Source organism: Sedimenticola sp. (genome assembly GCF_050289425.1).
Classification (GTDB): Bacteria; Pseudomonadota; Gammaproteobacteria; order Chromatiales; family Chromatiaceae; genus Sedimenticola.
Genome location: NZ_JBNKFS010000006.1, coordinates 51,054 through 75,208, shown reverse-complemented (window position 1 = coordinate 75,208; position 24,155 = coordinate 51,054). Strand labels below are relative to the sequence as shown.

The 24,155-nt window shown below is 57.2% G+C and carries 22 protein-coding genes, 1 tRNA gene and 1 pseudogene; 18 read left to right on the top strand and 6 right to left on the bottom strand.

The window, feature by feature from the left end; all coding sequences use genetic code 11:
* Positions 1–8 precede the first annotated feature (8 nt).
* Positions 9–3,413, bottom strand: a complete 3,405-nt coding sequence (locus ACQY5R_RS05775; protein ID WP_428605670.1) for a bifunctional diguanylate cyclase/phosphodiesterase — start codon at positions 3,411–3,413, stop codon at positions 9–11.
* A 413-nt stretch (positions 3,414–3,826) separates the two neighbouring features.
* Between ACQY5R_RS05775 and ACQY5R_RS05770 the strand changes: the two genes are divergently transcribed.
* Complete coding sequence (locus tag ACQY5R_RS05770; RefSeq protein ID WP_428605667.1) at positions 3,827–6,388, top strand: PAS domain-containing sensor histidine kinase; 2,562 nt, start codon at positions 3,827–3,829, stop codon at positions 6,386–6,388.
* Positions 6,378–6,998 (top strand): response regulator transcription factor, encoded by a 621-nt coding sequence (locus ACQY5R_RS05765; RefSeq protein WP_428605664.1) that lies wholly within the window; start codon positions 6,378–6,380, stop codon positions 6,996–6,998. The genes ACQY5R_RS05770 and ACQY5R_RS05765 overlap by 11 nt, the downstream gene beginning before the upstream one ends.
* A gap of 334 nt (positions 6,999–7,332) precedes the next feature.
* Here the strand turns inward: ACQY5R_RS05765 and ACQY5R_RS05760 are convergent.
* The 3 genes and pseudogenes from ACQY5R_RS05760 to ACQY5R_RS05750 form a co-directional block, all read right to left on the bottom strand.
* Positions 7,333–7,680, bottom strand: a pseudogene (locus ACQY5R_RS05760) (gamma-butyrobetaine hydroxylase-like domain-containing protein); the annotation flags it as partial.
* 53 nt (positions 7,681–7,733) lie between these two features.
* A complete protein-coding gene (locus tag ACQY5R_RS05755) occupies positions 7,734–8,336 on the bottom strand; it encodes a TatD family nuclease-associated radical SAM protein (RefSeq protein ID WP_428605661.1) in 603 nt (200 codons plus the stop codon).
* 33 nt (positions 8,337–8,369) lie between these two features.
* The gene (locus ACQY5R_RS05750) at positions 8,370–9,857 is read right to left on the bottom strand and encodes an HDOD domain-containing protein (protein WP_428605658.1); all 1,488 of its coding nucleotides are present in this window, start codon (positions 9,855–9,857) and stop codon (positions 8,370–8,372) included.
* A 146-nt stretch (positions 9,858–10,003) separates the two neighbouring features.
* On the opposite strand from ACQY5R_RS05750, the gene ACQY5R_RS05745 reads away from it, so the two are divergent.
* The 16 genes from ACQY5R_RS05745 (at position 10,004) to ACQY5R_RS05670 (ending at position 22,350) form a co-directional block, all read left to right on the top strand.
* Positions 10,004–10,651 (top strand): esterase/lipase family protein, encoded by a 648-nt coding sequence (locus ACQY5R_RS05745; protein WP_428605655.1) that lies wholly within the window; start codon positions 10,004–10,006, stop codon positions 10,649–10,651.
* 125 nt (positions 10,652–10,776) lie between these two features.
* Entirely contained in the window at positions 10,777–11,523 is a 747-nt protein-coding gene (locus ACQY5R_RS05740; protein WP_428605652.1) for a YebC/PmpR family DNA-binding transcriptional regulator, read from the top strand.
* A 97-nt stretch (positions 11,524–11,620) separates the two neighbouring features.
* Entirely contained in the window at positions 11,621–12,139 is a 519-nt protein-coding gene (ruvC, locus tag ACQY5R_RS05735) for a crossover junction endodeoxyribonuclease RuvC (protein WP_428605649.1), read from the top strand.
* A complete protein-coding gene (ruvA, locus tag ACQY5R_RS05730) occupies positions 12,136–12,744 on the top strand; it encodes a Holliday junction branch migration protein RuvA (protein ID WP_428605646.1) in 609 nt (202 codons plus the stop codon). Before ruvC ends, ruvA begins: the two co-directional genes overlap by 4 nt.
* A gap of 1 nt (position 12,745) precedes the next feature.
* Positions 12,746–13,786 carry a Holliday junction branch migration DNA helicase RuvB gene (gene ruvB / locus ACQY5R_RS05725; RefSeq protein ID WP_428605644.1) on the top strand — a complete coding sequence of 347 codons (1,041 nt, stop codon included), beginning with the start codon at positions 12,746–12,748 and terminating at the stop codon, positions 13,784–13,786.
* Between the two features lie 86 nt (positions 13,787–13,872).
* Entirely contained in the window at positions 13,873–14,277 is a 405-nt protein-coding gene (gene ybgC / locus ACQY5R_RS05720) for a tol-pal system-associated acyl-CoA thioesterase (protein ID WP_428605641.1), read from the top strand.
* On the top strand, positions 14,277–14,951 hold the full coding sequence (gene tolQ / locus ACQY5R_RS05715; RefSeq protein WP_428605639.1) for a protein TolQ: 675 nt from the start codon (positions 14,277–14,279) through the stop codon (positions 14,949–14,951). The genes ybgC and tolQ overlap by 1 nt, the downstream gene beginning before the upstream one ends.
* A 27-nt stretch (positions 14,952–14,978) precedes the next feature.
* The gene (gene tolR / locus ACQY5R_RS05710) at positions 14,979–15,404 is read left to right on the top strand and encodes a protein TolR (protein WP_428605637.1); all 426 of its coding nucleotides are present in this window, start codon (positions 14,979–14,981) and stop codon (positions 15,402–15,404) included.
* A gap of 6 nt (positions 15,405–15,410) precedes the next feature.
* Positions 15,411–16,400 carry a cell envelope integrity protein TolA gene (tolA, locus tag ACQY5R_RS05705; protein WP_428605634.1) on the top strand — a complete coding sequence of 330 codons (990 nt, stop codon included), beginning with the start codon at positions 15,411–15,413 and terminating at the stop codon, positions 16,398–16,400.
* Positions 16,401–16,402: 2 nt separating this feature from the next.
* Positions 16,403–17,722 carry a Tol-Pal system beta propeller repeat protein TolB gene (gene tolB / locus ACQY5R_RS05700; protein WP_428605631.1) on the top strand — a complete coding sequence of 440 codons (1,320 nt, stop codon included), beginning with the start codon at positions 16,403–16,405 and terminating at the stop codon, positions 17,720–17,722.
* Positions 17,719–18,267: a peptidoglycan-associated lipoprotein Pal gene (pal, locus tag ACQY5R_RS05695; RefSeq protein WP_428605629.1), complete on the top strand. Its 549-nt coding sequence runs from the start codon at positions 17,719–17,721 to the stop codon at positions 18,265–18,267. Before tolB ends, pal begins: the two co-directional genes overlap by 4 nt.
* 205 nt (positions 18,268–18,472) lie before the next feature.
* Complete coding sequence (ybgF, locus tag ACQY5R_RS05690; protein WP_428605626.1) at positions 18,473–19,357, top strand: tol-pal system protein YbgF; 885 nt, start codon at positions 18,473–18,475, stop codon at positions 19,355–19,357.
* Between the two features lie 167 nt (positions 19,358–19,524).
* Entirely contained in the window at positions 19,525–20,166 is a 642-nt protein-coding gene (queE, locus tag ACQY5R_RS05685; RefSeq protein ID WP_428605624.1) for a 7-carboxy-7-deazaguanine synthase QueE, read from the top strand.
* Positions 20,167–20,193: 27 nt separating this feature from the next.
* A complete protein-coding gene (gene queC, locus ACQY5R_RS05680) occupies positions 20,194–20,871 on the top strand; it encodes a 7-cyano-7-deazaguanine synthase QueC (protein WP_428605621.1) in 678 nt (225 codons plus the stop codon).
* 138 nt (positions 20,872–21,009) lie between these two features.
* The gene (locus ACQY5R_RS05675; protein ID WP_428605618.1) at positions 21,010–22,218 is read left to right on the top strand and encodes a YeeE/YedE family protein; all 1,209 of its coding nucleotides are present in this window, start codon (positions 21,010–21,012) and stop codon (positions 22,216–22,218) included.
* 56 nt (positions 22,219–22,274) lie between these two features.
* Positions 22,275–22,350, top strand: a tRNA-Lys gene (locus ACQY5R_RS05670).
* A 130-nt stretch (positions 22,351–22,480) separates the two neighbouring features.
* Here the strand turns inward: ACQY5R_RS05670 and ACQY5R_RS05665 are convergent.
* A complete protein-coding gene (locus ACQY5R_RS05665; RefSeq protein WP_428605615.1) occupies positions 22,481–23,224 on the bottom strand; it encodes a Crp/Fnr family transcriptional regulator in 744 nt (247 codons plus the stop codon).
* Between the two features lie 259 nt (positions 23,225–23,483).
* The gene (locus tag ACQY5R_RS05660; RefSeq protein ID WP_428605613.1) at positions 23,484–23,948 is read right to left on the bottom strand and encodes a hypothetical protein; all 465 of its coding nucleotides are present in this window, start codon (positions 23,946–23,948) and stop codon (positions 23,484–23,486) included.
* Positions 23,949–24,155 lie beyond the last annotated feature (207 nt).

Sequence of the window (24,155 nt, the reverse complement as noted above, 5' to 3'; positions counted from 1 at the left end):
TGGTGGTTCTATCGCATCGCACTTGGCTGCGCATCTAGACCCGGATAGGACTGTCGCCAACAGATCCGGTTTGTCCAGCTCAAGCGGTTTTGCGCACTGCGTTCCAGCAGTTCAGTCAGTTCGTCCACGGGCAAGGGTTTGCTGAACAGAAAACCCTGGATCATGTCGCAACCGAGCGTTCTGAGCATTTCGAACTGCCCCCAGTTCTCCACTCCCTCGGCGATGACCAGTTTTCCGAGATTCTTGCCTAACTGGTTGATCGATTCAGTAATGGCTAGATCCGCATGATCCCGCTGGATCGACTGGATGAAAGAGCGGTCGATCTTCAGCATGTGGATGGGGAACCGCTTGAGATAGGAGAGCGATGAGTAACCGGTACCAAAATCATCAATCGACAGCACCACGCCAAGATCATTCAACTCGGAAACACGCTGTGAGGCATTGAATGCCTCATCCATAATAGCGCCTTCGGTGAGTTCGATATCCAAATGCCGGGGATTGATGCCAGTGGCCTCCAGGCAGTCTCGTACCGTCTTGACGATATTGCCGTTCCGGAACTGGATCGGAGATAAGTTCACCGCGATGCGCAGGTCTCGAAACCCCTGTTTTTCCCAGGCCGCGATCTGTGCACAGGCGGTTTTCAGTATCCACTCGCCGAGGGGAATGATCAGTCCGCTCTGCTCGGCGAATGGAATAAACTCACCCGGACTTATCGTGCGTCCGCTGACACTGTCACGCCATCTCAGCAGCACTTCGGCACCAACGATTGTGCCATCGAGTACCGAAACCTGGGGCTGGTAATGGAGGACGAACTCACGCTCCTCGATGGCGCGCCTGAGATTGTTCTCCATGGCTAATTGCCGTGAAGAATCGTGGCTCATCTCCTCGGTAAAAAATTCATATTGGTTTGGCCCGCGTTTTTTCGCCTTGATCAGCGCGGTACCGGCATTGTTGATCAGCTCCGATTCACTGCTGTTGTCCTTCGGGAACAGGGTTATGCCAATGTTCGATGCCAGCTTCATTTTCTGACCCTGAATGGTCAATGTTTCGCTGATCGTCGAAATGATTTTTTCACAGAAACGTTTCAAATCTTCACTTCCACGGACCTGGTCCAGTACCAGAACAAACTCATCATCCCTGAGACGTGCAAGGCTACTTTCCGGGGGCTGAATCGACTCCAATCGCTGGCTCAGTTGTTTGATCACCTCATCGCCGGCGTCGAAACCAAATGTGTCATTGATCCGCTTGAACAGGTAGAGATCGATGTGGAGTATGCCGGTGGAGTGTTCAGTCACCTTTGATCTGACGCAGGCGCGACGCAAACGGTCGATCAGCAGCAAACGATTTGGCAGACCAGTCAGATGGTCATAATGCATCATTCTTTCCAACGAATGGGCGGAATTGCGCAGCTCGCTGATATCACTAAAGATATAGATGTAATGTCGGATGTTGCCACTGTTATTGCGCACACAGGTGATACTGCTCTGTTGCGGGTAAATCGAGCCGTCCTTCCTGCGGTTCAGGATTTCTCCCTGCCAGCGCCCGGATGTGGTCAGGCAGCTCCACAGGTTCTGGTAGAACATGCGTCCCTGACGCCCTGAATTCAGCATGCGCAGGTTGTTGCCGACGGCCTCTTCGCGGCTATAACCGGTGATCTGGCTGAACGCAGGATTGACCGAACAGATGTTCCCATCCGGATCGGTGACAACAATCCCCTCCGCACTGCTTTGGAATACCTCTTCGGCAAGGTCGAGTTGCCTTTCCGCCCTTTCACGGGCTTCCATCTCCTGTTCCATGGAGTGGATGGTTTCCATTAATTGGTTCTGTTTCTTCCATAGGCTGCGGTTGGCCAGGCGGCGGGCTATTTGGGCCTGCGCCAATACGCCACAGCCACCGGCCAACAGTGGTGTGATGAAAATCAATAAAAGCATCAGGTTCGAGATGAAGTGGTGTAGCGTGGGGTCACTCCAGATCGATGGGCTGTAGACAGCGATTCCCCAGCCCCGGGTAGTTTGGCCAAGTGCAGGGTGCTGTACCGGAGTCAGCGCCCGGTGAGAGAGGAATGTCTCATTTTCCCGTTGGGTTATCCGGTTGGAAAAGCCGCTGATAAGGGCGTTTTTTGTGAGCCGTTCAATCAGATCGGGCGCGCCGGAAATTCCGGCGTTTGGTGCGCTCATGACCGTGCCGCTGGGGGTAATCAACAGTACCGTTCCTGCCTGTCCGTTGTTGTGTCGAAGCAGCCGTCCCGCCAGGCTGGCACCGCGCAGTTCCAGCATCAGGAATCCCTGCTTGTTTCCTTCCGCGTCCGTCACCGTAGTTCCCAGGCGCAGTGCGAGATTATGCCCTGGGTTGGCGGGGCCTTTCGGGGAGAACAACTGTACGTCGGCAGATTGGAGCTGCTGTGACTCAGTGATGGACAGTGCGGTGGGTGGTATCTCGAGCTGCCGGGACTCTGGCTGATCTACTTGAAGACAGAATTCCGGATCGCCATTAGTACGATAGTAACAGAATCGGGAATATCGATTCCCAATACTGAGAAGGTCGCCGAACTCGCTCAATCTCCGGAAGTCCATGTGCTCATCGATGAGACCGGTCAAGCGTGGATGGTGGCTCAGCGTCAACAGTGTGGCCGCTGCCTCTTGTATCAGCGTATTGATATCTTGGCTGACCTGGTCCAGAAGACCCAGGTTGGTCTGTATTTGATCACTACGACGTTGTTCCAGCTCTGAGGCGAGCATCAACAACGCGAGTCCACCCACCAACACAAACAGCGGAATAAACAGGCGCAGGAAGCGCCGTATGGTGGAGTCCAGCAGCGGTTTATCATCTTCCCCTGAAGCCGCATATTGCCGCAGCAGGAGATAGAGTAGCGGGGTGGCCGCCAGGCAGATGAGCGTCGCGTCCAATAGCGGCTGAAGCTTGATGTTGGTGGCATTAATTAGCTGGAAAATCAGCATGATGGCGCTTTCTATCGAGAAGATTCCGATACCGAATATGGCCGCCACTATACCCAGCGATAGATCATTTCTCCGGCCATGCACCGACCAGTCCACAGCATCACGCACGCTCTTCAGGGCGGGTGTCAGACCCCAGATAGTAATCTCCTGATCACCGCGCAATGGGGCCAGGGACCAGGAGTAGATGATCGGTGAGGAGAAGAGGGTCAGCAGTGAGGCATCGGTTAGCACCTCTAGCCAGCCCGACGTATAGAATTCAAAGTTTGGGAGCAGGCTCATAATGGCCCACTCGGTAAGAAACAGGACCAGGAGTGTGCGCGAAAGCGCACGGTAAACCGGCCGGTTGGTTGTCACGAAAGCGGAGAGATTGACCACAATTCTTATTACCTGAAACTTCTGGCATCCCTCCCTTGATGCAAAAATACCCCATATGGAGTTCTGTATCGCAAGTCTCATACCAATTGCCCAGTCTCCGGTTTGACGATCACAGCCTTTAGTGATCACGTGGCTATTGAAGTCCCCGGCCATGTCGAAGCGCCGTGCGAATCTGGTGGATGCCGCTGATAAAAGGTGTGAAACCACTGGTCGCTCGAACGTTGCGACAGTGCAGTGTCTCGTCATGAATTTGTAACCTGAAGGAGCGGTTATCACCTCGCTGGACGCATCAAAATTGTCGATAAGCGCTACCGTTGGCCGATTTCGCACCAGTAGTTGGGTGGTCTCTCTGGCAAGGGTTCGGGAGGCGGCAGGGCACCGACCGATACCACCGGTTTGTAATGGCCGGCCAGCAAGGCATAATGACGGGCTGAAGCTGGTTCCCGGCCTGGCGGGAAAAGTTCCCGCCCCTTGAGGTTTGAAATCATTCCGATATGCCGTTACCCCTGAAACGACCCCAGAAACTTTCGTTGCCCCGGCGTATTCCGATGCCGCTGATGTCGGTCATGATCGGTCTGTTTTGCGGTCTGGTGGTTTGGGGTATGTTGGATCAGGTACAGCCACAGGCGCTGAGGAGTATCTTTGCCGAAGAGTTGAAGACCCGGCTCAATCAACAAGCGCGGGAAACCCTGATCCGCTTTGATAATTACGTGCTGGCGCATACCTCGACCGCCCGGTTGCTGGCCAACCACCGTCAATTGGCCAACTACCTGGAACCGATCTACTGGTTCAAAGGGGATAAAGACCAACCCAAACAGTACCGTTCTACGCCCCCCTGGTTACCCAGCTCGACCCTGTGGCAATCGTTGGTCAGGCCAAGCCATATTTTATTACTGGATAGTGATGGGCGAACCCGGGAGATTTATCAGCTCGGCGATCGTCCCTTGCCGGCTGAACTGGCCGGTACCACGGAACTGTTGTTTAGCGAACGCCGGGTGCAGGCGAGCCTGACCACCCTGGGTGATCGACCCTATCTGCTGATATCCGAAACGGCGGAGGATGCGACCGGCACCGAGATGGGTTTTCTCATGCTGGTGGCTCCAATCGATGAACAGTTCCTGGCGGCGTCTCAGCAGGGGGTTTCATCAAACGGCGTGTTGGTGGGGATTCTGGAAGCCGATGAACAGCGGTTTCTTGCCAGTAGCGATCAGGCACGGCTTCCTCCTCAGAAGCGTTTGTCCGAGGTCGAGAACGATTTTCTGGTCACCGCACAATCCTTTTCCGAATATGAAGGGTCGACGCTGAATCTGCAGTTTGCCACCCTGGTTCCGCATTCGGTGGTGGAGGCGATGCGGGATAGGGTCGCTAGTCTGGAGAGGCGGCAGCGGTTGGTGGCCGCTTTCACCTTTGTCAGTGTCTTTACGCTGGTCTTCTACCTGTTGTCGGAGCGGCTGAACAAGATATTGCAGCGTATCTCACGTTTTTCGCAGCGGGCGCTGGGTTCCAAGCAGCCGGTCATGGAGCGCGGTAATCAGTTGTTTGTGCTGGAAGACTGGATACGTCAGTTCATCCAGTTGGTACGGGATACGCGTGAGGAGATGCGCCAACAGCATGAGACTGAGATGCATGAGTCGGAGATGCTCAAGCAGGCGATCATGGAGACGGCGCTGGATTCGATCATCACCATCGATCGGCAGGGGGTGATCATAGAGTTTAACCCGACGGCTGAACAGACGTTTGGCTATGCGCGAACTGAGGCGCTGGGCGAGGTGTTTGCCGATTTGATCTTTAACCATGAGAGCCGGCCCGAGTTCAGCCGGCTGATGGCAGACGTGCTCAGTTCCCGGGATCAGCATCCGGATGAGATGCGGCATGAATTGACCGCGGTGAAACGGGACGGGGCGGCGTTTCCGGTCGAACTGGCGATCAAACCCATCCGGCTAAAGAACCGCCTGGCCTTTACCATCTATATGCACGATATCTCCAACCGCCGGCGTATTGAGCTGGAGATCCGCAGTCTCGCCAAGTTCGCCTCCGAAAGCCCCAATCCGATTTTGCGTGTTAACCGGCGTGGGGTCATCCTCTATGCCAACGGTGCCAGCGATCAGTTACTCGCCTACTGGGGATGTGAGCGGGCCCAGACCTTGCCACTCTATTGGCGTAACCGGGTGACCGACATTCTGAGCAGCGGCCGCGATTGGCAGACTCAGGTGATCAGCGCGACCCAAGTCTATTCGTTGCTTTTGACCCCGGTGGTGGATCTGGGTTATGTCAACATCTACGGGCGCGATATTACCGCTGAGCAGGAGGCGGAACGACAGGCCAGGGAGCATCAACAGGAGCTGATTCATGTTTCGCGCCTCAGTACCATGGGGGAGATGGCGACCGGGCTGGCACATGAGCTCAACCAGCCGCTTTCGGCCATTGCCAATTATGCCAACGGTTCGGTGCGACGGCTGCAGTCGAGTGGCCGGGAGTCGGAGGATATCCTTTATGCTTTGGGGCAAATCACCGCCCAGGCGGATCGGGCCGGGGAGATCATCAAACGGTTGCGTGCCCTGGTGGGCAAGCAGACGCCGGTGCGTAAAATCGCCGATATCAACGATGTGGTAAGCGAAGTATGCAGCTTCGTCGAGTTTGAGGCACGCAAGGCGGGGGTCGTTATCGAACAGGAGTTCAGCCTTCACGCCCTACCCGCTAAAATCGATGTGGTGCAGATTGAGCAGGTGCTGCTCAATCTGATAAGAAATGCCCTTGATGCCTTGCTGGAGATACCGGAAGATGAACGCAGCCTGGTGATACAGACCCACTGCCGGGATGGGGGTTGGGTGTTGATCCGGGTGTTGGATACCGGCCCCGGAATCCGGGAAGAGGACAGGGCAAGGTTGTTTGAACCCTTTTACACCACCAAGGAGAGCGGTATGGGGATGGGGTTGGTTATCAGTCGCACCATTATCGAAGATCACAACGGCAGTATCACCGTGGAACCGCGGGCAGAGCGCGGAACCTGCTTTAACATTTTGTTACCCAGCAATAGGAACAGAGATGAACAGTAATGCCACCGTATTTGTAGTGGATGATGATTCCGCCATGCGTAATTCGTTGAAGTGGTTGATCGAAACGGTGGGGATGAAAGTGGAAACCTTTGCCTCAGCGGAAGAGTTTATCAAATCCTACTATCCGGGCCGGGCCGGCTGCCTGTTGCTGGATGTGCGCATGCCGGGGATGAGCGGTCTGGAACTACAAGAGTATTTCGTCAAACAGAATATCCGTATTCCGGTCATTATTATCACCGGTCACGGTGATGTGCCGATGTCGGTCAGGGCCATGAAGGCCGGAGCGGTGGACTTCATCGAGAAGCCGTTTAACGATGAACTGCTGCTGGAAAGCATTCGCAATGCGCTGGAGGTCGATCAGGACCAGCGCTCGCTGCAGGCGGAGAAGGCGGAGATTGCCGCCCGGCTTGCCCAGCTGACGCCCCGCGAACACGAGGTGATGGAGATGGTCACCAATGGTAAAGCCAATAAGGAGATTGCCAGCGCCCTGGGGGTCAGCGCCAAAACGGTTGAGGCGCATCGCGCCAGGGTGATGGAGAAAATGGAGGCCAATTCACTGGCCAGCCTGGTGAAGATGGTAATCGCCGCCAATCTTTACAGCGACCACTGAGCGGAAGCGGAGTCTGTCACAACGAATAGGCGGCCCGCTATTTTTTTGCCGGGGCGTTGGGCGAAGTGGGGATGAGCGCCACTTCATCGCCGTTGTCGATGCGGGTGAAAGGCTCGCTGAACTGTTTGTTCACCGTTACCTGATAGCTCCCCTCCTGGAACAGGTGGGCCTGATCCGGATTGCGTCGTCGTAGCCACTCGCCCAGCGTGTTGACGTCGGTGACCGCCGCCGGGATCTCCACCTCTTCGGCTTCTTTCTGTAACTGTTTAACCAGATAAGTAAAGTAGAGCAGGCGAATGCGGCGTGGGCCTTCGTTGGCGGTGGTTGCGCCCGGCTGGTAGCCGGCCTTTGCCAGGCTCTCTTGATAGGCCTGCCAATTCTTTTCCTGGTTGACCCCCAGGTCGTAGAGGGTGTCCCAAGAGTAGATGCTGCTGTCGTGCCCGTCATCAAAGACCAATCGTATCGCATACTGTCCCTGTGGCTCGATCTGGGTGATATTGACCGATTCCTTTCCGGTAACCGGGCTCTCCAGGGTGCGCACCTCCTTGGCCTTGGCAAATACCCGCAGGTATTCGCAGGGTAACCGGAAGCTGGCGCCGTCGGAAAACTCTATCGCCAGCAGACGGGATTTGCTGTGCAGATTGATGGCGGTGGGGGTCCGTATCGGTTGTTTGTCACTCATGTTACTGCTCGGTTCGGGATGTAAATAGGATCAGGGAGGAGGCACCGCGCCGTTCAGCCGACCACGTCCAGGACGCGCCGTCGGAACTTGGCACCGCGTGTCTCGGCCAGTTCACGGCACGCCTCGATATCCACACCTTCCAGGCCATCGATCGCGGTGGCGGTCACATCGGCTATATATTTGGGCGCCTCGGAGACGAAATCGAGCATCTGTTCGAAGGAGCCGGCCAAGCCCGGCTGGCAGTGACGGTCGTACACCTCGGCATTCTGCGCGTTCAGGGAGATGGAGAGGGCATCGATGCACTCTGCCATCTCCGGCAGCACGTTGCGCTTGTTGGCCAGATTAGCAAGGCCATCGGTATTGACCCGTACCCGGCCGCCATGAGCTTTGATGTATTTCGCCACTTCCAGCAGCACCTTCAGGCGCAGGGTCGGTTCTCCGTAGCCGCAGAAGACCACCTCTTTGTAGGCGGCCGGGTCATCGATAGCGGCGATTATCTCGGCGCTGGAGGGGCGGTGGTCCAGGGTCAGATCATATTCATGTACCTGCAGGACGCCCTGTGTTTTGGGGCAAAAGGCGCACTCCAGGGTACAGCGGTCGGTGATATTCAGATAAAGACTGTCGCCGATGACATAGCTGAGCTGTTGATTGTTCACGGATATCCGAATGTGTTGCGAAAAACGGGAATTCTACACCAGCCTACGATCGGTAAGAAGGGAAGCTGTCTGGTTAGACCCGTTTTTCCGTGAGAGTTCATGGCAGAGTCGTTGTGACAAACGCTTAAAACGCTGGAAACCTTCCGGGCTGAGGGAAGTTACATCTGTGTGGTCGGCGTAGAGAATGCCGACCGGCCGGTTGTTGATGTAGAGCGAACTCAGGTAGAAACCCCTTACATCGAAACTGCCTTGCAGCGAAGCGTTCATCCTGGCCAGCAGTTGGTCGCGGTTTTCCGGTCGTAACCAAATGCTCTGGGGCTTTTTCATCAGCAGGCCGAGTAGCTGTCGTTCACTCAGCGGTTGATGGAAGCGTCTCAGGGGGGAGTCCTGATCTGCTCCGGAGATGAACTTTGCCTTGAGCGACTGGCGATCAGGCGTGAGCATGGCGAACATGACCCGCTCTACGCCTGCCGATTCGCGCAGTTCCCGGAACAGGCGGGAGAGGCCGGCCTGGAGTGGATTGTCGGCGGCAGCGGTTGCCCGGCTCTTGTTCTGGCTGGCTGCTGGCGCAGTCGGAGCGGTTTGCCCGATCGGGATGGTATCGCCATCAATGGGGGGCGGCATGGGAGCGTCGGTTGGCCGTTTAGCCTGTTTTTGGGATGCCTTGGGTCGCTCCAGCAGGGCATAAACGGTCAGGGTGAGTGGCAGCCCGCTCAAGTTCCTTGCGACCCCTGCGGTTAATTCGTGTATATAGGCCCGACCCCGATCCGGTTCCAGTCCATTCAGTGTGGCAGCCAGCCCGATCAGCTCATCGGTCTGATCGCTGTGCCAGCCGTCGCGGCTCGCCCGTGCCAGTGCCGCGGCCAGCATCACGGCCAATGAACGCATCTGGAAGGCGCCCACCGGCTGCAGTGATAGTGCAACCAGCGGCGGGAGATTCCAGCGTTGCGCCAGCTGCAGGCTGAGTTGCTGCAGGTTAAAACCGAGGATGGTCTCTTCTGCGGTGCTGGCGTTCATGCCCCGCTTGATCAGCGCGGTAATCTGCTGCATCTGTTGCTCGGCGTGAGTCCAGAGCATCATCTCGCCCAACTCATGTAGCAAAGCGGCGATGGCCATCTCTTCCGGGTTGGACAGGCGCAGGTCATGGCCCCAACGATAGGCGTACCAGGCGGCGTGCCCGGCTCGGGAATAGCAATCGTAAAGCGCGGTTCTGGCCGCATTTTTCAACTGCTTTTCCAGATTGGGCAGCTGTCGATCCGCCTGGGTCGTGGGTTCGATGCCGAGCAGGGCGATGGCGTGGGCGAGGTTAGTGACCGGCTCCCGGGGCGGTTGGGGCAGAGTGCTGAACAGGCGGAAGATAGCCAGGGTAAAGCCCGGATCCCGGGAGAGGATGCGTTGCAGATCGGCGTGGGTGGTGTTGGGGCTGTCCAGAAGCTGCATCACCCGTTGTCTTGTCAGCGCCATCGCCGGGAGTGTCAGCGGACTGAGCCGCTCAATCCAGTCAGTTAATGCTTTGTCCATGGATATCCGTCTACTTCTCGGCAATGGTTCTTTACGCGGGTCATCGCCTGATCGGCCGGTACGACGGAATCGATAGGGCGCGACGATACCTGCTGGTAAACTGCAGTCGACACCACTTCAGTTCAACTTAGGGATGCAGGTTTGAGATGAGTACCACACGCAGCGAGAATGATTGTAGCAGGGTTTTGCTGGTACATGGGATCTGGATGACCGGTATTGAGATGGCGTGGTTGGGGCGCCGCTTATCGGCGGCGGGTTTCCAGGTGGATCGGTTCCATTATCCCACACTCACCCGGACGCCGGCCGAGGGGGCGGAGCGGCTGCAGCGGTTTATCCAGCGGCGCGGCTATGGCTGCCTCCATCTGGTAGCCCATAGTCTTGGCGGAGTGGTGTTGCTGAATCTGTTTGATCGCTATCCCGACCAGCCCTCGGGGCGGGTCGTGCTGCTCGGTTCGCCGGTCCAGGGTAGTGCGGTGGCCCGGCGTTTGGCAGTGCGCCGATGGGGACGCTATCTGATCGGTCGTTCCGGTGAACGGGGATTGGTAGAAGGGGCGCCGCCCTGGCGCGGCAAGCGGGAACTGGGCGTGATCGCAGGCATCCATGGGGTGGGGCTCGGTCGCCTGCTGGGCGGTGTTGAAGGAGAGAATGACGGTACAGTGATGGTGAGTGAAACGGTCCTGCCCGGTTCGTCGGACCGGCGTCTGCGTGATACCGGTCATATGGGGCTGCTGTTTTCCGCTGCGGTAGCCAACGATGTGGCCGGTTTCCTCCGCAGTGGCCGATTTCCGGCATAGAGCCGGGATTAGGGATGATAAAAGACGGTTTCACTGTGAGTTTGTGGCAGAAATCCCTCCCTGTTATTTCTGCCTGCCCCGGGTGATGGTAAACTCCCGCCTGACCGAATATTGAGAGGAGTGTTATGGCGGGACATAGTAAATGGGCCAACATCAAGCATAAGAAGGCGGCCAACGACAAAAAGCGGGGCAAAATCTGGACGAAGTTGCTGCGTGAAGTCACGGTGGCGGCGAAAGCGGGAGGGGGTGAAATCGAGACCAACCCCCGGTTGCGCCTGGCGGTGGACAAGGCCAACGGGGCCAATGTCCCCCGGGACACGATTGAGCGGGCGGTCAAGCGCGGTGCCGGTGGTGAGGACACGGATAACTACGATGAGCTGCGTTACGAGGGCTATGGTCCGGGCGGAGCCGCGGTGATCGTTGACTGTATGACCGACAACCGTAACCGTACTGCGTCGGAGGTACGTCACGCCTTTACCAAGCATGGCGGGAATCTGGGTACCGATGGTTCCGTGGCTTACATGTTTAATAAGCAGGGGATTATCAGTTTCGCCCCCGGTGCCGATGAAGATGCCATCATGGAAGCGGCGCTGGAGGCCGGTGCAGAGGATGTGATCACCAACGATGACGGCTCCATCGACATCATGACCACGCCAGAGACCTTCTCGGATGTCAATGACGCCATTGTCGCCAGCGGGCTGAACCCGGATAACGCCGAGGTCACGTTCAGTGCCTCCACCATGGCTGAACTGGATCAGGATGCGGCTGAGAAGTTGATGAAGATGATCGATCATCTGGAAGATCTGGATGATGTGCAGGACGTGTATACCAATGCGGATATCTCGGAAGAGATCATGGCGTCCATCGAATAGGGAGCAACCTTTTGAGGGTCGCTATTGCGGCCCTCACACTCAGCAAGCGGGAAAGCCTATCAAACTCACCGATCACAGTGTCGCGACAACCGGGGCTTTGGGAACCAAGCGCCGTATCCTCGGTATCGACCCTGGCTCCCGTATCACCGGCTACGGCATCATCGAAAGCGATGGTATAAAAAGCGCCCACGTGGCGAGCGGCTGCATTCGTGTGGCCCAGGAGGCGTTTCCGGATCGCTTGGGTGAAATCTATCGTCAACTGACGGAACTGGTGGCGCACTATCAGCCGGCCGAAATGGCCATTGAACAGGTGTTTATGGCCAAGAATGCCGCATCGGCCCTGAAATTGGGTCAGGCACGGGGCGCCGCCATTTGCGCCTGCGTGATGGCCGGTTTGCCCGTGTTTGAGTATGCGCCGCGCGCGATCAAGCAGGCGGTGGTGGGATCAGGCAGCGCAGACAAGGATCAGGTACAGCACATGATAAAACATATCCTGCAACTGCATGAGACGCTTACGGCGGATCAGTCGGACGCCCTGGCGGTGGCCATCAGCCACGCCCACGCCAATAGCACGCTGCAGCTGATCGGCCGTTCCAAGCGCGGAGGATGGCGATGATCGGTCGCTTGCGGGGGGCGTTGGTTTATAAGCAGCCGCCGTTTTTGATGGTGGACGTGGGTGGTGTCGGCTATGAGCTGGAAGCGCCTATGTCTACCTTTTACGAACTGCCGCTGCAGGGAGAGCAGGTAACCCTGTTTACCCATCTGGCGATCCGTGACGATGCGCACGTGTTGTACGGGTTCTCAACCGATACCGAGCGTGCCCTGTTCAGAACACTGTTAAAGGTGAGCGGTGTCGGGGCCAAGATGGCGCTGGCGATACTCTCCGGCATGAGTGCGGATGAGTTTGCTCTCTGCATTCAACGTGACGATACCGCGGCGCTGGTTCGATTGCCGGGCATCGGTAAGAAGACGGCTGAGCGGTTGATTGTCGAGATGCGCGATCGCCTGGATCGGATCGAACCGGCCGCTGGCATAACCATGCCGCCGTCCCGGCCGGTGGGTGGTGCGGTGGAGACGCCGGTATCGGATGCCATCGGCGCCCTGATCGCCCTGGGGTATAAACCCAATGATGCCAGCCGCATGGTTCGCGCGGTGGAGTGTGAGGGGCTCTCCAGTGAAGAGATCATCCGGTTGGCCCTGCGAGCGGTGGTGACGAACTGATATGAACGAGAATGTACGGATAATCAGTGCCGAAGCGGGGGCGGATGATGCCGCCCTGGATCGTGCCATCCGGCCCCGGCTATTGGCGGATTATGTCGGTCAGCCGGTGGTGCGGGAGCAGATGGAGATCTTCATTGAGGCGGCCAAGGCGCGGGCTGAAGCGCTCGATCATGTGCTGATCTTCGGGCCGCCGGGTCTGGGGAAGACCACTTTGGCCCATATCATCGCCAATGAGATGGGGGTGAACCTGCGCCAGACATCGGGGCCGGTGCTGGAGAAGCCGGGAGACCTGGCCGCCCTGTTGACCAATCTCGAGCCCCACGACGTGCTGTTTGTGGACGAAATCCATCGTCTCAGCCCGGTAGTGGAAGAGGTGCTCTATCCGGCCCTGGAGGATTACCAACTGGATATCATGATCGGCGAAGGTCCAGCCGCCCGCTCGATCAAACTGGAGCTGCCGCCCTTTACCCTGATCGGCGCTACCACCCGTGCCGGCCTGCTTACCTCGCCGTTGCGGGATCGTTTTGGCATCGTGCAGCGGCTGGAGTTTTACTCCAATGCCGACCTGACCCATATCGTGAGCCGTTCCGCCGGTATATTGAACATCGAAACGGATGCCGCAGGTGCCGCGGAGATCGCCCGTCGCTCCCGGGGGACGCCCCGTATCGCCAACCGTTTGTTGCGCCGGGTGCGGGATTTTGCCCAGGTGAAGGCGCAGGGCAAGGTGACCAGCGAAGTGGCCGATAGCGCCCTGAGCATGCTGAAGGTGGATGGCAACGGTTTTGATATTATGGACCGCAAGCTGCTGAGCGCGATCATCAGTAAATTCGACGGCGGACCGGTCGGGGTGGATAGCCTGGCGGCGGCCATCGGCGAAGAGCGTGGCACTATCGAAGATGTATTGGAGCCCTATCTGATCCAGCAGGGCTTTATGATGCGCACCCCTCGGGGTCGGGTGGCGACCAACGCCGCCTACCTTCACTTTGGCCTGGAGCCAAAGAATGAGATGCCGGAGGCGGGAGATACCGGCACGCTGTTCTGAATGGGGGGTACGGTTGCCGGAGAAGTGGGTGCCCATCCACTCAAAACAGATAAAAAATTACGGATTTCTATCGAATTGTGACAGGCATGAAGGAATTTCTCTGGCCGGTAAGGGTCTACTACGAAGATACGGATTCCGGTGGTGTGGTTTACTATGCCAACTACCTGAAATTCATGGAGCGCGGACGTACCGAATGGCTGCGCAGTCTGGGATTTGAACAGGATGAACTTCGGCAAAAAGAGGGTGTTCTGTTCGCGGTGCGCCAGGTCGGTATCGACTTCAGGTCGCCGGCCCGTTTCAATGATGCGCTGCAGGTAAGCGTACAACTTATTTCAAGGGGAAGGGCGAGTTTGGTGTTCCGGCAGGAAATCAGAACGACCGTCGACAACAGGCTGTTATGCGATGCTGAAGTGAAGATCGCCTGTCTCGATGCGGACAGCTTTCGCCCCGTCCCTATTCCCCATGCTCTTCTATCGGTGGTCTCTGGATAATGTCATCTGATCTCTCTTTTATCTCCCTGGTGGCGGGCGCCAGTCCGCTTGTGCAGTTGGTGATGGCGGCATTGATGCTGGCCTCGGTCATCTCCTGGACCATGATTTTTGATCGGGCGCGGGTTCTGAAGCGGGCCCGCCGTGCCGCCGAGGCATTTGAGCGGCGCTTCTGGTCTGGTGGGGATCTGGGCGAACTTTATCGGGAGCTGGATCGGGAAAATGGCGATGCCACGGGCATGGCGACCATTTTTCATGCCGGATTTCGCGAGTTCGCGCGGCTGAAAAAGAATCCGGATATCGAACCGATGGCCGTGGTAGAGGGAGCGCGCCGTACCATGCATGTGGCGATGAATCGGGAGATGGACGGTCTGGAGAGCAACCTGTCGTTTCTCGCCACGGTCGGCTCCACCAGCCCCTATGTCGGTCTGTTTGGCACCGTTTGGGGCATCATGAATTCGTTTCACGCCCTCGGTAGCGTCAAACAGGCGACCCTGTCGCTGGTGGCTCCCGGTATCGCCGAGGCGCTGATCGCCACCGCCATGGGTCTGTTTGCCGCCATTCCGGCCGTGGTCGCCTACAACCGTTACTCCAATGATGTGGAACGGTTGAACGGGCGTTATGAGGATTTCCTCGATGAGTTCACCACCATTCTGCAGCGCCAGGCCCATGTCTGAGTCCGGTCGTGCCAGGAGAGAGGGGCGATGAGCCGGCAGAAGAAGAGCCGTCGACCGATGGCGGAGATCAATGTGGTGCCCTACATCGACGTGATGTTGGTGCTGCTGGTGATTTTCATGATCACCGCTCCGTTGCTGACCCAAGGGGTGAAGGTTGACCTGCCCCAGGCGGATGCGGAACCTCTGCCGGCCGAGGTCGACGATCCGGTGGTCGTGTCGGTCAACAGTCGGGGAGAGATGTTCATTGATGTGGGCGAAGGCAAGGATCAGCCGGTGGATCCCGATACGCTGGTCACCCGGGTGGCGGCGGTACTGGCCTACAAGCCGAAAACGCCGATCATGGTCAAGGGCGACCGGAATGTCGATTATGGCCGGGTGGTGGAGGCGATGGTCCTGGTTCAGCGCGCCGGCGCGCCCAACGTCGGCCTGATCACCGAGACGCCGGAGCGATAAATCCGCATGCTGCAGATTCTCAAACGCAATCCATTGGCGGCGGCCATCGCTGTATTGATGCATCTGGTGATTATCCTGCTGCTGGTTTTCGGCGTTGATTGGCTGAATCCGCCGGAACAGCCAAAATCCACCATCCAGGTGGTGCAGGCCCGAGTGATCGATGAAGCCAAGGTGCGGGAGCAGGTGCAGCGGCTGAAAGAGGATGACGCGCGTCAGGCGGAAGCCAAGCGTACCGCCCGGGAAAAGGAGGAGCAGCGGCTGGCCGAGTTGAAGCGCAAGCAGACACAGGAACGGCAGCGTCTGGCTGAACTCGAGAAGCAGCGTCAGGTTGAGGACCGTAAGCGGGAAGAGGCCAAAAAACAGCGACTGGAAGAGGAGCGCCGCAAAAAAACCGCTGAGCAGCAGCGTCTGCAGGCTGAAAAGGCACAAAAAGCGGCCGAGGCCAAACAGCAGGCCGAAGAGCAGGCGCGTAAGGAGGCCGAGACAAAACGGATCGCGGAACAGAAGAAGCGCGAAGAGGCGGCAGCCAAAAAGGCGGCAGAAGCAAAGAAGCGCAAAGCCGAAGCGGAAAAGAGACGCAAGGCGGAGGAGGCTCGCCTCAAGGCTGAGGCGGAGAAGAAACGTAAGGCGGAAGAGGCGAAACGGCAGGCGGAAGCGGCCCAAAAGGCGCGGGAAGCGGAGCTGCTGGCGGCGATGGAAGCGGAACACAACGCCCGCGAACGGGATCGCTATATCATCCAGATTTCACAAAAGGTGGTTCGCTCCTGGTTGCGTCCGGCCGGCATCAGTGACGGCTTGAAGTGTACCTTGCGGGTGCGGTTAGCCCCTGGCGGCAGTGTCTTGGCAGTCAGCGTGATTAAAGGCAGTGGCAACGGCGCCTTCGATCGTTCGGCCGAGGCGGCCGTATTGAAAGCGGATCCGTTACCGGTACCCGGCGGTACTCTGTTCGAGCAGTTCCGGGATATCAATTTTGAATTCGATCCAAACAAGAAATGACCATGATGAAAAGATTTGCGAGTTTGATTCTACTGTTTTGCTGGGCCGCCACGGCCAGTACGGCACCGCTCACCATCGAGATCACCGAGGGTGCCGAAGGGGCGCTGCCCATCGCGGTGGTGCCGTTCGGCTGGTCCGGTCCCGGTGCCAGCGATGTCGGCAGCGCTATCGCGGAAATTGTGCGTAATGACCTGCAGCGTAGCGGTCGGTTCTCCGCCCTGCCGGTGAAGGATATGCTGGCCCGTCCCCAGTCGGACGCCGATGTGGAGTTCCGTGACTGGAAAGTACTCGGCATGGATAACCTGGTGGTGGGGCAAGTGCGGCCCAACGGACAGGGCGGTTTCCTGGTTCGTTTCCAGCTGTTCGATGTGTTCAAAGGTGAGCAGCTGACCGGCTACAATTTCCCCACTACCAGCCGCGACCTGCGTTCCACCGCTCACCGGATCGCCGATATCATTTATGAAAAGCTGACCGGGCAACCGGGCGCCTTCGATACCCGCATCGCCTATGTGGTCTCCAGCAACAAGGCGGATGGTTCCCAAGAGGTCTCCCTCAAGGTGGCGGATGCCGACGGCTTCGATCCCCAAACCATTGTCACCTCATCCGAGCCGCTGATGTCTCCCGCCTGGGCGCCGGATGGCCGGCGGCTGGCTTATGTCTCTTTCGAACAGAAGAAAGCCTCTATCTATGTCCAGGAGGTGTTTACCGGCCGGCGTAAAAAGGTCGCTTCATTCAAGGGTATCAATGGTGCCCCGGCTTGGTCGCCCGATGGCAGGAAACTGGCTCTCACGCTGTCGCAGGATGGCAATCCTGAGATCTATGTGCTGAATATTAATACCAACAGTCTGAACCGATTGACCAACCACTATGCGATCGATACCGAGCCGTCCTGGTCGCCAGACGGTCGTTATCTGATATTTACCTCGGATCGGGGCGGTAAACCGCAGATCTACCGGGTGCCGGCATTCGGTGGTAAGGTCACCCGGGTCACGTTCGAGGGTAGTTACAATGCCCGTGCTTCTTATGCCCCGGACGGTGAGTCCCTGACTTTGGTAACCCGGCAGGGGGGCGACTTCCGAATAGCGGTACTGACGCTTGCCAATAACGCCTTGCAGGTGTTGAGTGATGGCCGGTTGGATGAGTCGCCAAGTTTTGCCCCTAACGGCAGCATGATCATTTACGCCACCAAGATTAACGGCAAGGGCGAACTTGCCGCCGTCTCGGTGGATGGCCGTATCCGGCAACGGCTTGCCCTCCAGGAGGGGGATGTCCGGGAACCGGTCTGGTCACCTTACACAAAAACCAACAGGAGATACCCATGAAACTGAGTATGCGCAAATTCGCCCCGATACTGGCATTGTCGCTACTGCTTGCCGGCTGTTCAGGCATGCCCGGGATGTCGGGCAGTGATGAGGCCAAAGACGGTGCTCCGGTCAGTGAGGCTGGACAGGACGGCGCCGCGGCAGAGGGTGCCCAGACTTCCGGTGCGATGGAAGGCGGTGCCTGGAGTGGAAGCCCGTTGGAGAACCCCAACAGCCTGCTCTACACCAAAACGATCTACTTCGATTACGATATCGACGAGGTGCGCGCCGATTATCGCGACGTGGTAGCGGCCCATGGCGACTATCTGGCCGCCAATCCTTCGGTGACCGTTACCGTTGAAGGGCATGCCGATGAGCGCGGGTCACGGGAATATAATATCGCTCTGGGTGAACGGCGTGCCAATGGTGTCAAACGCCTGTTGATGGCTCAGGGTGCCGCAGAGGGGCAGATCATCACCATCAGTTATGGTGAAGAGCGTCCGGCCGCCACGGGCTCCGGTGAGACCTCCTGGGAACTCAACCGCCGGGTCGAATTCGTCTACTGATAACAACCTTCACCGGCCGGTTATTTTGCCCAGGGAAGGGCTTATAACGCGAAGCACAAGGAGGTGCGAGAGCGTATCTGCCCAGGGAAGGGCTTATAACGCGAAGCACAAGGAGGTGCGAGAGCGTATTTGCCCAGGGAGGGGCTTATAACATGAAGCACGAGGCCGTGCTGATATTGTGAATGCATCAATTTAGGAGAACAAGGTGACCAAAAACCAGTTTGGCTTGTTGTTGGGGCTGCTTTTGATTGCTTCAGGTACATCGATACAGGCGCAACAGCGGGCGGAAAAACTGACCCCTGAGCAGGCCCAGGCACGCCAGATTGAGTTGCTTGAGCGTAAACTGGCCGCCATGTCTGATCTGGTGCTGCGGGTCGACGCCCTGCAGCGAGAGGTGCAGCAGTTGCGGGGTGAAATCGAGGTGCAGAACCATGCCATGGATGCCCTCAAGAAGCGACAGCGCGATCTCTATCTGGATGTGGATCAGCGCATCAATCAGTTGGCACACGGTAGTGCGCCGATGGCGGCGACCCCGCCTGCTCAGGGTGTTGTACCGACAGATTCAGCCACGCAAGCCGATGCTCCGGCTGCTGCGCCGGTAGCGGATGCCACGGCGTACGCGACGCCGACACCTGCCCCAAGTGCTGTTCCCGCTGAAGCGGCGCCTACGTCGCAGCCGGCTCTGGCCGCCCCTATTGATACCGTGGCCGAGGAGCGGGAGTACAAGCAGGCTTTCAGCCTGTTGATGCAGCGACGCTACGATGAGGCTCGTAGCGCGTTTCAGACGTTCCTTTCCCTTTACGGGGCCGGCAGTTATGCCGATAACGCCCAGTACTGGCTGGCGGAGGCGAGCTACGTGACTCGAGATTTTGATGTGGCTTTGGCGGCATTTCAGAAGGTGATCAGCAGCTACCCCAACAGCAGTAAGGTGCCCGATGCGATGTTGAAAAGCAGCTTTATTCACTATGAGAAAAAACAGTGGGCTGAAGCACGGGATCTGTTACAGCGCCTGGTCACGCTCTATCCCAGTTCAACCGCCAGCCGCCTGGCTACCCAGCGGCTTGACCGGATGCAGTCAGAGGGACATTGATCCTCTCCCCTGACAGTGAACTGTCAGGGGGGTATGATTGCCATAACCCATGTTCCACTCGGACAGCGTTTCTCTATACATCCTGAGCCGGCTCGGTTCCGCTGCTAAAATAGGCGGAGTGAGCGGCTTATGCCGATATTCTGTTCACTCCTAGCGGACTGCTTCTGATGGCGCAACTGCGCATTACCGAAATTTTCTACTCATTACAGGGCGAATCAAACAGCGTAGGCCTGCCAACGGTATTTGTGCGGCTGACCGGTTGCCCCCTGCGCTGTGGTTACTGCGATACCACCTACGCCTTTAAGGGGGGGGAGTGGATGGCGCTCTCGACCGTTCTGGAGCGGGTGGCCGCTTATGCACCGCGCTACGTTACCGTAACCGGTGGTGAGCCGCTGGCCCAGGAAGCCTGCCTGGAGCTGCTGACGGCGCTGTGTGACGCCGGTTACCGGGTCTCCCTGGAGACCAGTGGGGCGTTATCGATTTCTCGGGTCGATCCGCGCGTGGTCAACGTCATGGACCTGAAAACCCCGGGATCCGGGGAGATGACCAAGAACCTGTTCGACAATATCGATCTGCTAAAGCCACAGGATCAGGTCAAGTTCGTCATCTGCGATGCGGCGGATTATGATTGGGCCTGCGAACAGCTCCGGGTGTGGGATCTTGCCAATCGTTGCGAGGTGCTGTTTTCTCCCGCGCTGGGGCAGCAGGATGCCACGGAGCTGGCAGAGTGGATTCTGCGTGATCGATTACCGGTACGGTTTCAGATTCAGTTGCACAAATATCTTTGGGGGGATGTCTCCGGCAAATGATCCCTGTTTGCCCGATGAACGGATGTTATGAAAAAAGCAGTCATTCTACTCTCCGGCGGCCTCGATTCCGCCACTTCACTCGCGATTGCACGTGACCAGGGTTACAGCTGTTATGCGTTAAGTCTCGCCTACGGCCAGCGACACGCTGTGGAACTGGAGGCGGCCGGTCGCATAGCCTCCGCCCTGGGCGTGGTGGAGCATAAAGTGATCCCGATAGCCCTGGATGCCTTCGGCGGATCGGCGTTGACTGACCCCGGCATCGCGGTTCCGGAACAGGAAGGGGAGGGGATCCCGGTTACTTATGTGCCGGCCCGCAATACGATCTTTCTCTCCCTGGCGCTGGGCTGGGCCGAAGTGCTGGGGGCCCATGATCTGTTCCTCGGTGTGAATGCGGTGGATTATTCCGGTTATCCGGACTGCCGTCCGGCCTTCATAGAAGCCTTCGAACGGCTGGCCAATCTGGCCACCAAAGCCGGTGTAGAGGGAGAGACGTTTCGCATTCATGCGCCACTGATCGAGATGACCAAGGCGGAGATTATCCAGACCGGCACCCGGCTCGGTGTCGATTACGGATTGACCATCTCCTGTTATCAGGCCGATGCGCAGGGTGTGGCCTGCGGTCGATGCGATTCTTGCCGGCTGCGCGCTGAAGGGTTCCGCCGTGCTGGGATAACCGATCCTACCCGGTACCGTCTGGGCCCTTGAATACCCGCTCGGTTTTACTGCTTATGCCGTAATGGATTGATGTTTTCCACGATAGCGGGCCGCTTGGGCCTATGCTAATCTCGCTTCGTTTATAATCATTTACTAATAATTAGATATGAACCAGAGCGGGAGGAGCTTATGAATCTCGAAATCACCACGCAGGTGATAGTGTGGGGCGGTGCGCTGGCTTTTATCTTGGGTGCCGTCGCCAGTAAAACCAATTTTTGCACCATGGGTGCGGTGTCCGACTGGGTCAATATGGGCGATACCGGTCGAATGCGGGCTTGGTTCTTGGCCGTGGCGGTGGCGATTATCGGGGTGGCGCTGCTCCAGTCGATGTCGCTACTGGATACCGCCACGTCCCGGGTTCCCTATCGTGGCAGCGTTTTTTTCTGGCCGCGCTACCTGCTTGGCGGATTAATGTTCGGTGTCGGTATGACACTGGCGTCGGGTTGTGGAAACAAGAACCTGATCCGTATCGGCGGCGGCAATCTGAAGTCGGTCTTTGTGGTATTGGTTGCCGGTATCATGGCTTATCTGATGACCAAAACCGACTTCTATGGTGTGGTATTCCATAGTTGGATGTTGCCCCTCAGTCCCAATCTGGCGGCATTCAATATCTCCGATCAGAGCATCGGCACGCTGGTTGGGTCGGCGTTGGGTATGACGGATAGTGCGGCACTGAATCTCTATCTGGGCCTGGCTTTGGCACTGCTTCTGCTGATAGTGATTTTCCGTTCAAAGGATTTTCGCACCAGTCTGGATCTGATAGCGGGTGGACTGGTTGTCGGCCTGGTGGTACTGGGTGGTTGGTATGTCACCGGTGGGCCGATGGGCGCGGCCTGGATGGAAGCGGTTGAATTCATGGATAGCCCGCCACCGAGTACCGGTACCCAATCCTTCACCTTCATCAACCCCATGGGCGAGGCGCTAAGCTATCTCGCCAATCCGGCCAAAACCAGCTTGATCACCTTTGGTGTGGCTTCCCTGTTTGGCGTGATTCTCGGCTCATTGGCTTACGCATTGGCCAGCCGCAGTTTCCGCATTGAGTGGTTTGTCGATCTGCGGGACTTTATCAATCATATGGTGGGTGCTGTGCTGATGGGCATCGGCGGTGTCCTGGCCATGGGTTGCACCATCGGTCAGGGTGTGACCGGCGTATCGACGCTAGCGGTGGGATCGTTTATGGCAATGGGGGCGATTATCCTGGGTAGTGCCCTGACCATGAAGGTGCAATATTACAAGCTGGTGTACGAGGAAGAGGCTAGCTTCGTCAAGGCGCTGTTGAGCGGTCTGGTGGATCTCAAACTACTTCCTGAGCAGTTACGAAAACTGGAAGCGGTATGAACCGGGGATTTTCCGTTGACTGAGTCATCGGGTGATGTATAATCCCGCGCTTCATCGGGCCGTTAGCTCAGTCGGTAGAGCAGTGGATTTTTAATCCATTGGTCGTAGGTTCGAATCCTACACGGCCCACCATTGATACTCGAAGCCCGGACCCTGTGTCCGGGTTTTGCGTTTCCGGTGCCCCGATTTGAGCCGATTCATTTAAATCCAACCTTGCGGTGGGTATTTATCGATGCGGCAGCGGGTGGTTAGAGTGTCTTGTCTATATCCAGAGGCATGAGATAAGTTCTTGCTCGCTCCCCAGAATCTCTATCTCCCTCGCCCGATTGCGGATGATCCCCTCTTCCTGCAGTTTCGATAGTGCCCGGCTGAGGGATTCCGGGCGCAGGCCGAGGTGAATCGCGATGTCGCCTTTGGTCATGGGCAGGGTAACAGTACGGTGGCCTTCCGGCGTCATTTTGCCCTTGCGCTGATAGAGGTCGTTGAGGAACAGCAAAAAACGCCGGTCGGCGCTCAAGTAGCGTCCCTGGACGATAGTCCGGTTGGTGTAGCGGATGCGTTTACCAAGCAGTTCCAGGATTTCGTGTTGCAGCTCGGGGATCTGGGTGCAGAGCGTCTCGATCTGGTTAAAAGGTAATTCGCAGATCCAGGTGGTCTCCAATGCTACGGCATCGTTTTGATATTGGGCATCGCCCACCGCCTCGATGCCAATCAATTCTCCACCGAAATAGAACCCATGAACCAGCGGTGTCCCGTCGTCCAGCGATGACTCTATCTTTACCGAGCCGGCTTGTATGGCAAAGATCGATTTGAAGGGATCCTCCATCTTAAAAATGGTTTCGCCCGCCTGATAGGGCCCCTTTTTACGGATGACGTTTGTGATGCTGTCCGTTTGGCTTGGATCCAATCCTGCTCCGATGCACTTTCGCGGCAGTGTACAGCTGTCGCAATCCCTATCGACGTTGACCAGATGTAGTCCGCATTTGCTGCTCTTCCTTTTTGCCATTCCTCACCCCTCGAGTGTCGACCACAGTTTGTTATTATTTATTCTTGTGTGAGACTAAGCATAGCGGATGGCAGCTTTATTACATCCTCTTTATTCAAAGGGATATTGCGGTGGAGGTGGGTGAGGGATAGCGGCTTGGAAGTGGGCTGAATAGCGCCGGACCGTGTCTTTACCCGGGTGTTATCTAGCCTATTTTCTGGTGCGCGGCCTGGATGATCGACCGCGCCATACCGCCTATTTCTGTGAAAATCGGAATCTTTTATCTGGCAGCAAACAGACGTGGTTGCGTCAAGCCTCCGTGCAGAGGCGCGTACTCCACTAAGCTATCCAGTTGGCTGACAACCAGACTCATCTCTTGTTGAGCTTGGTGTGAACGCTGTTTTTTCACGGCCGCATAGATAAAACCACCCGGCAGCGCGGCAATGATGAGGGCGTCTTTTGTCGTGAATTGGCTCTGTTCAATAATCTGTGCCAGGTCTTCTCGGCGCTGTTTCAGCTGTTGACTCAGCGTATGTATTTCGCTGGATAGTTGTTGACGGTCGACAACGGGTAGTGAATAGAGAAGTCCATCATCGGCTACCAGGGTTCGGTTGGTCGTCCAAGTGGTTTGTTCCGTTTCAGTCTGGGAGGTGCCCTGTGCCAGCGGTGAAAACAGGTATAGCGATAGTAGGGTTGCTATCAGCCGGAACAGGCCGTTTCGGAATTGTCTGTATAGGGTGCGCATGTCGATTCTCTCGTAAGCGGATATTGGTGGTCTGTTAGGTTGTAAGCTAGACCTTACCCAGGTAGCGTTACGTGAACCGCTTCAAACAGGTCGGGGAATTTTTACTTTCTGTGACGGACGAATCGGGTGTGGCGTGCAGAGTGCCGTTTTTTATGCAACAGAGATCACTTCCCTCCGTCTGGTCAATTCATTGAGCGGACGGAGGGC

Coding starts and splice junctions, on each gene's coding strand:
- ACQY5R_RS05775 (WP_428605670.1), bottom strand. CDS start 3,413: ATGAGACTTGCGATACAGAACTCCATATGGGGTATTTTTGCATCAAGG.
- ACQY5R_RS05770 (WP_428605667.1), top strand. CDS start 3,827: ATGCCGTTACCCCTGAAACGACCCCAGAAACTTTCGTTGCCCCGGCGT.
- ACQY5R_RS05765 (WP_428605664.1), top strand. CDS start 6,378: ATGAACAGTAATGCCACCGTATTTGTAGTGGATGATGATTCCGCCATG.
- ACQY5R_RS05750 (WP_428605658.1), bottom strand. CDS start 9,857: ATGGACAAAGCATTAACTGACTGGATTGAGCGGCTCAGTCCGCTGACA.
- ACQY5R_RS05745 (WP_428605655.1), top strand. CDS start 10,004: ATGAGTACCACACGCAGCGAGAATGATTGTAGCAGGGTTTTGCTGGTA.
- ACQY5R_RS05740 (WP_428605652.1), top strand. CDS start 10,777: ATGGCGGGACATAGTAAATGGGCCAACATCAAGCATAAGAAGGCGGCC.
- ruvA (WP_428605646.1), top strand. CDS start 12,136: ATGATCGGTCGCTTGCGGGGGGCGTTGGTTTATAAGCAGCCGCCGTTT.
- ruvB (WP_428605644.1), top strand. CDS start 12,746: ATGAACGAGAATGTACGGATAATCAGTGCCGAAGCGGGGGCGGATGAT.
- ybgC (WP_428605641.1), top strand. CDS start 13,873: ATGAAGGAATTTCTCTGGCCGGTAAGGGTCTACTACGAAGATACGGAT.
- tolQ (WP_428605639.1), top strand. CDS start 14,277: ATGTCATCTGATCTCTCTTTTATCTCCCTGGTGGCGGGCGCCAGTCCG.
- tolR (WP_428605637.1), top strand. CDS start 14,979: ATGAGCCGGCAGAAGAAGAGCCGTCGACCGATGGCGGAGATCAATGTG.
- tolA (WP_428605634.1), top strand. CDS start 15,411: ATGCTGCAGATTCTCAAACGCAATCCATTGGCGGCGGCCATCGCTGTA.
- tolB (WP_428605631.1), top strand. CDS start 16,403: ATGATGAAAAGATTTGCGAGTTTGATTCTACTGTTTTGCTGGGCCGCC.
- pal (WP_428605629.1), top strand. CDS start 17,719: ATGAAACTGAGTATGCGCAAATTCGCCCCGATACTGGCATTGTCGCTA.
- queE (WP_428605624.1), top strand. CDS start 19,525: ATGGCGCAACTGCGCATTACCGAAATTTTCTACTCATTACAGGGCGAA.
- queC (WP_428605621.1), top strand. CDS start 20,194: ATGAAAAAAGCAGTCATTCTACTCTCCGGCGGCCTCGATTCCGCCACT.
- ACQY5R_RS05675 (WP_428605618.1), top strand. CDS start 21,010: ATGAATCTCGAAATCACCACGCAGGTGATAGTGTGGGGCGGTGCGCTG.
- ACQY5R_RS05665 (WP_428605615.1), bottom strand. CDS start 23,224: ATGGCAAAAAGGAAGAGCAGCAAATGCGGACTACATCTGGTCAACGTC.
- ACQY5R_RS05660 (WP_428605613.1), bottom strand. CDS start 23,948: ATGCGCACCCTATACAGACAATTCCGAAACGGCCTGTTCCGGCTGATA.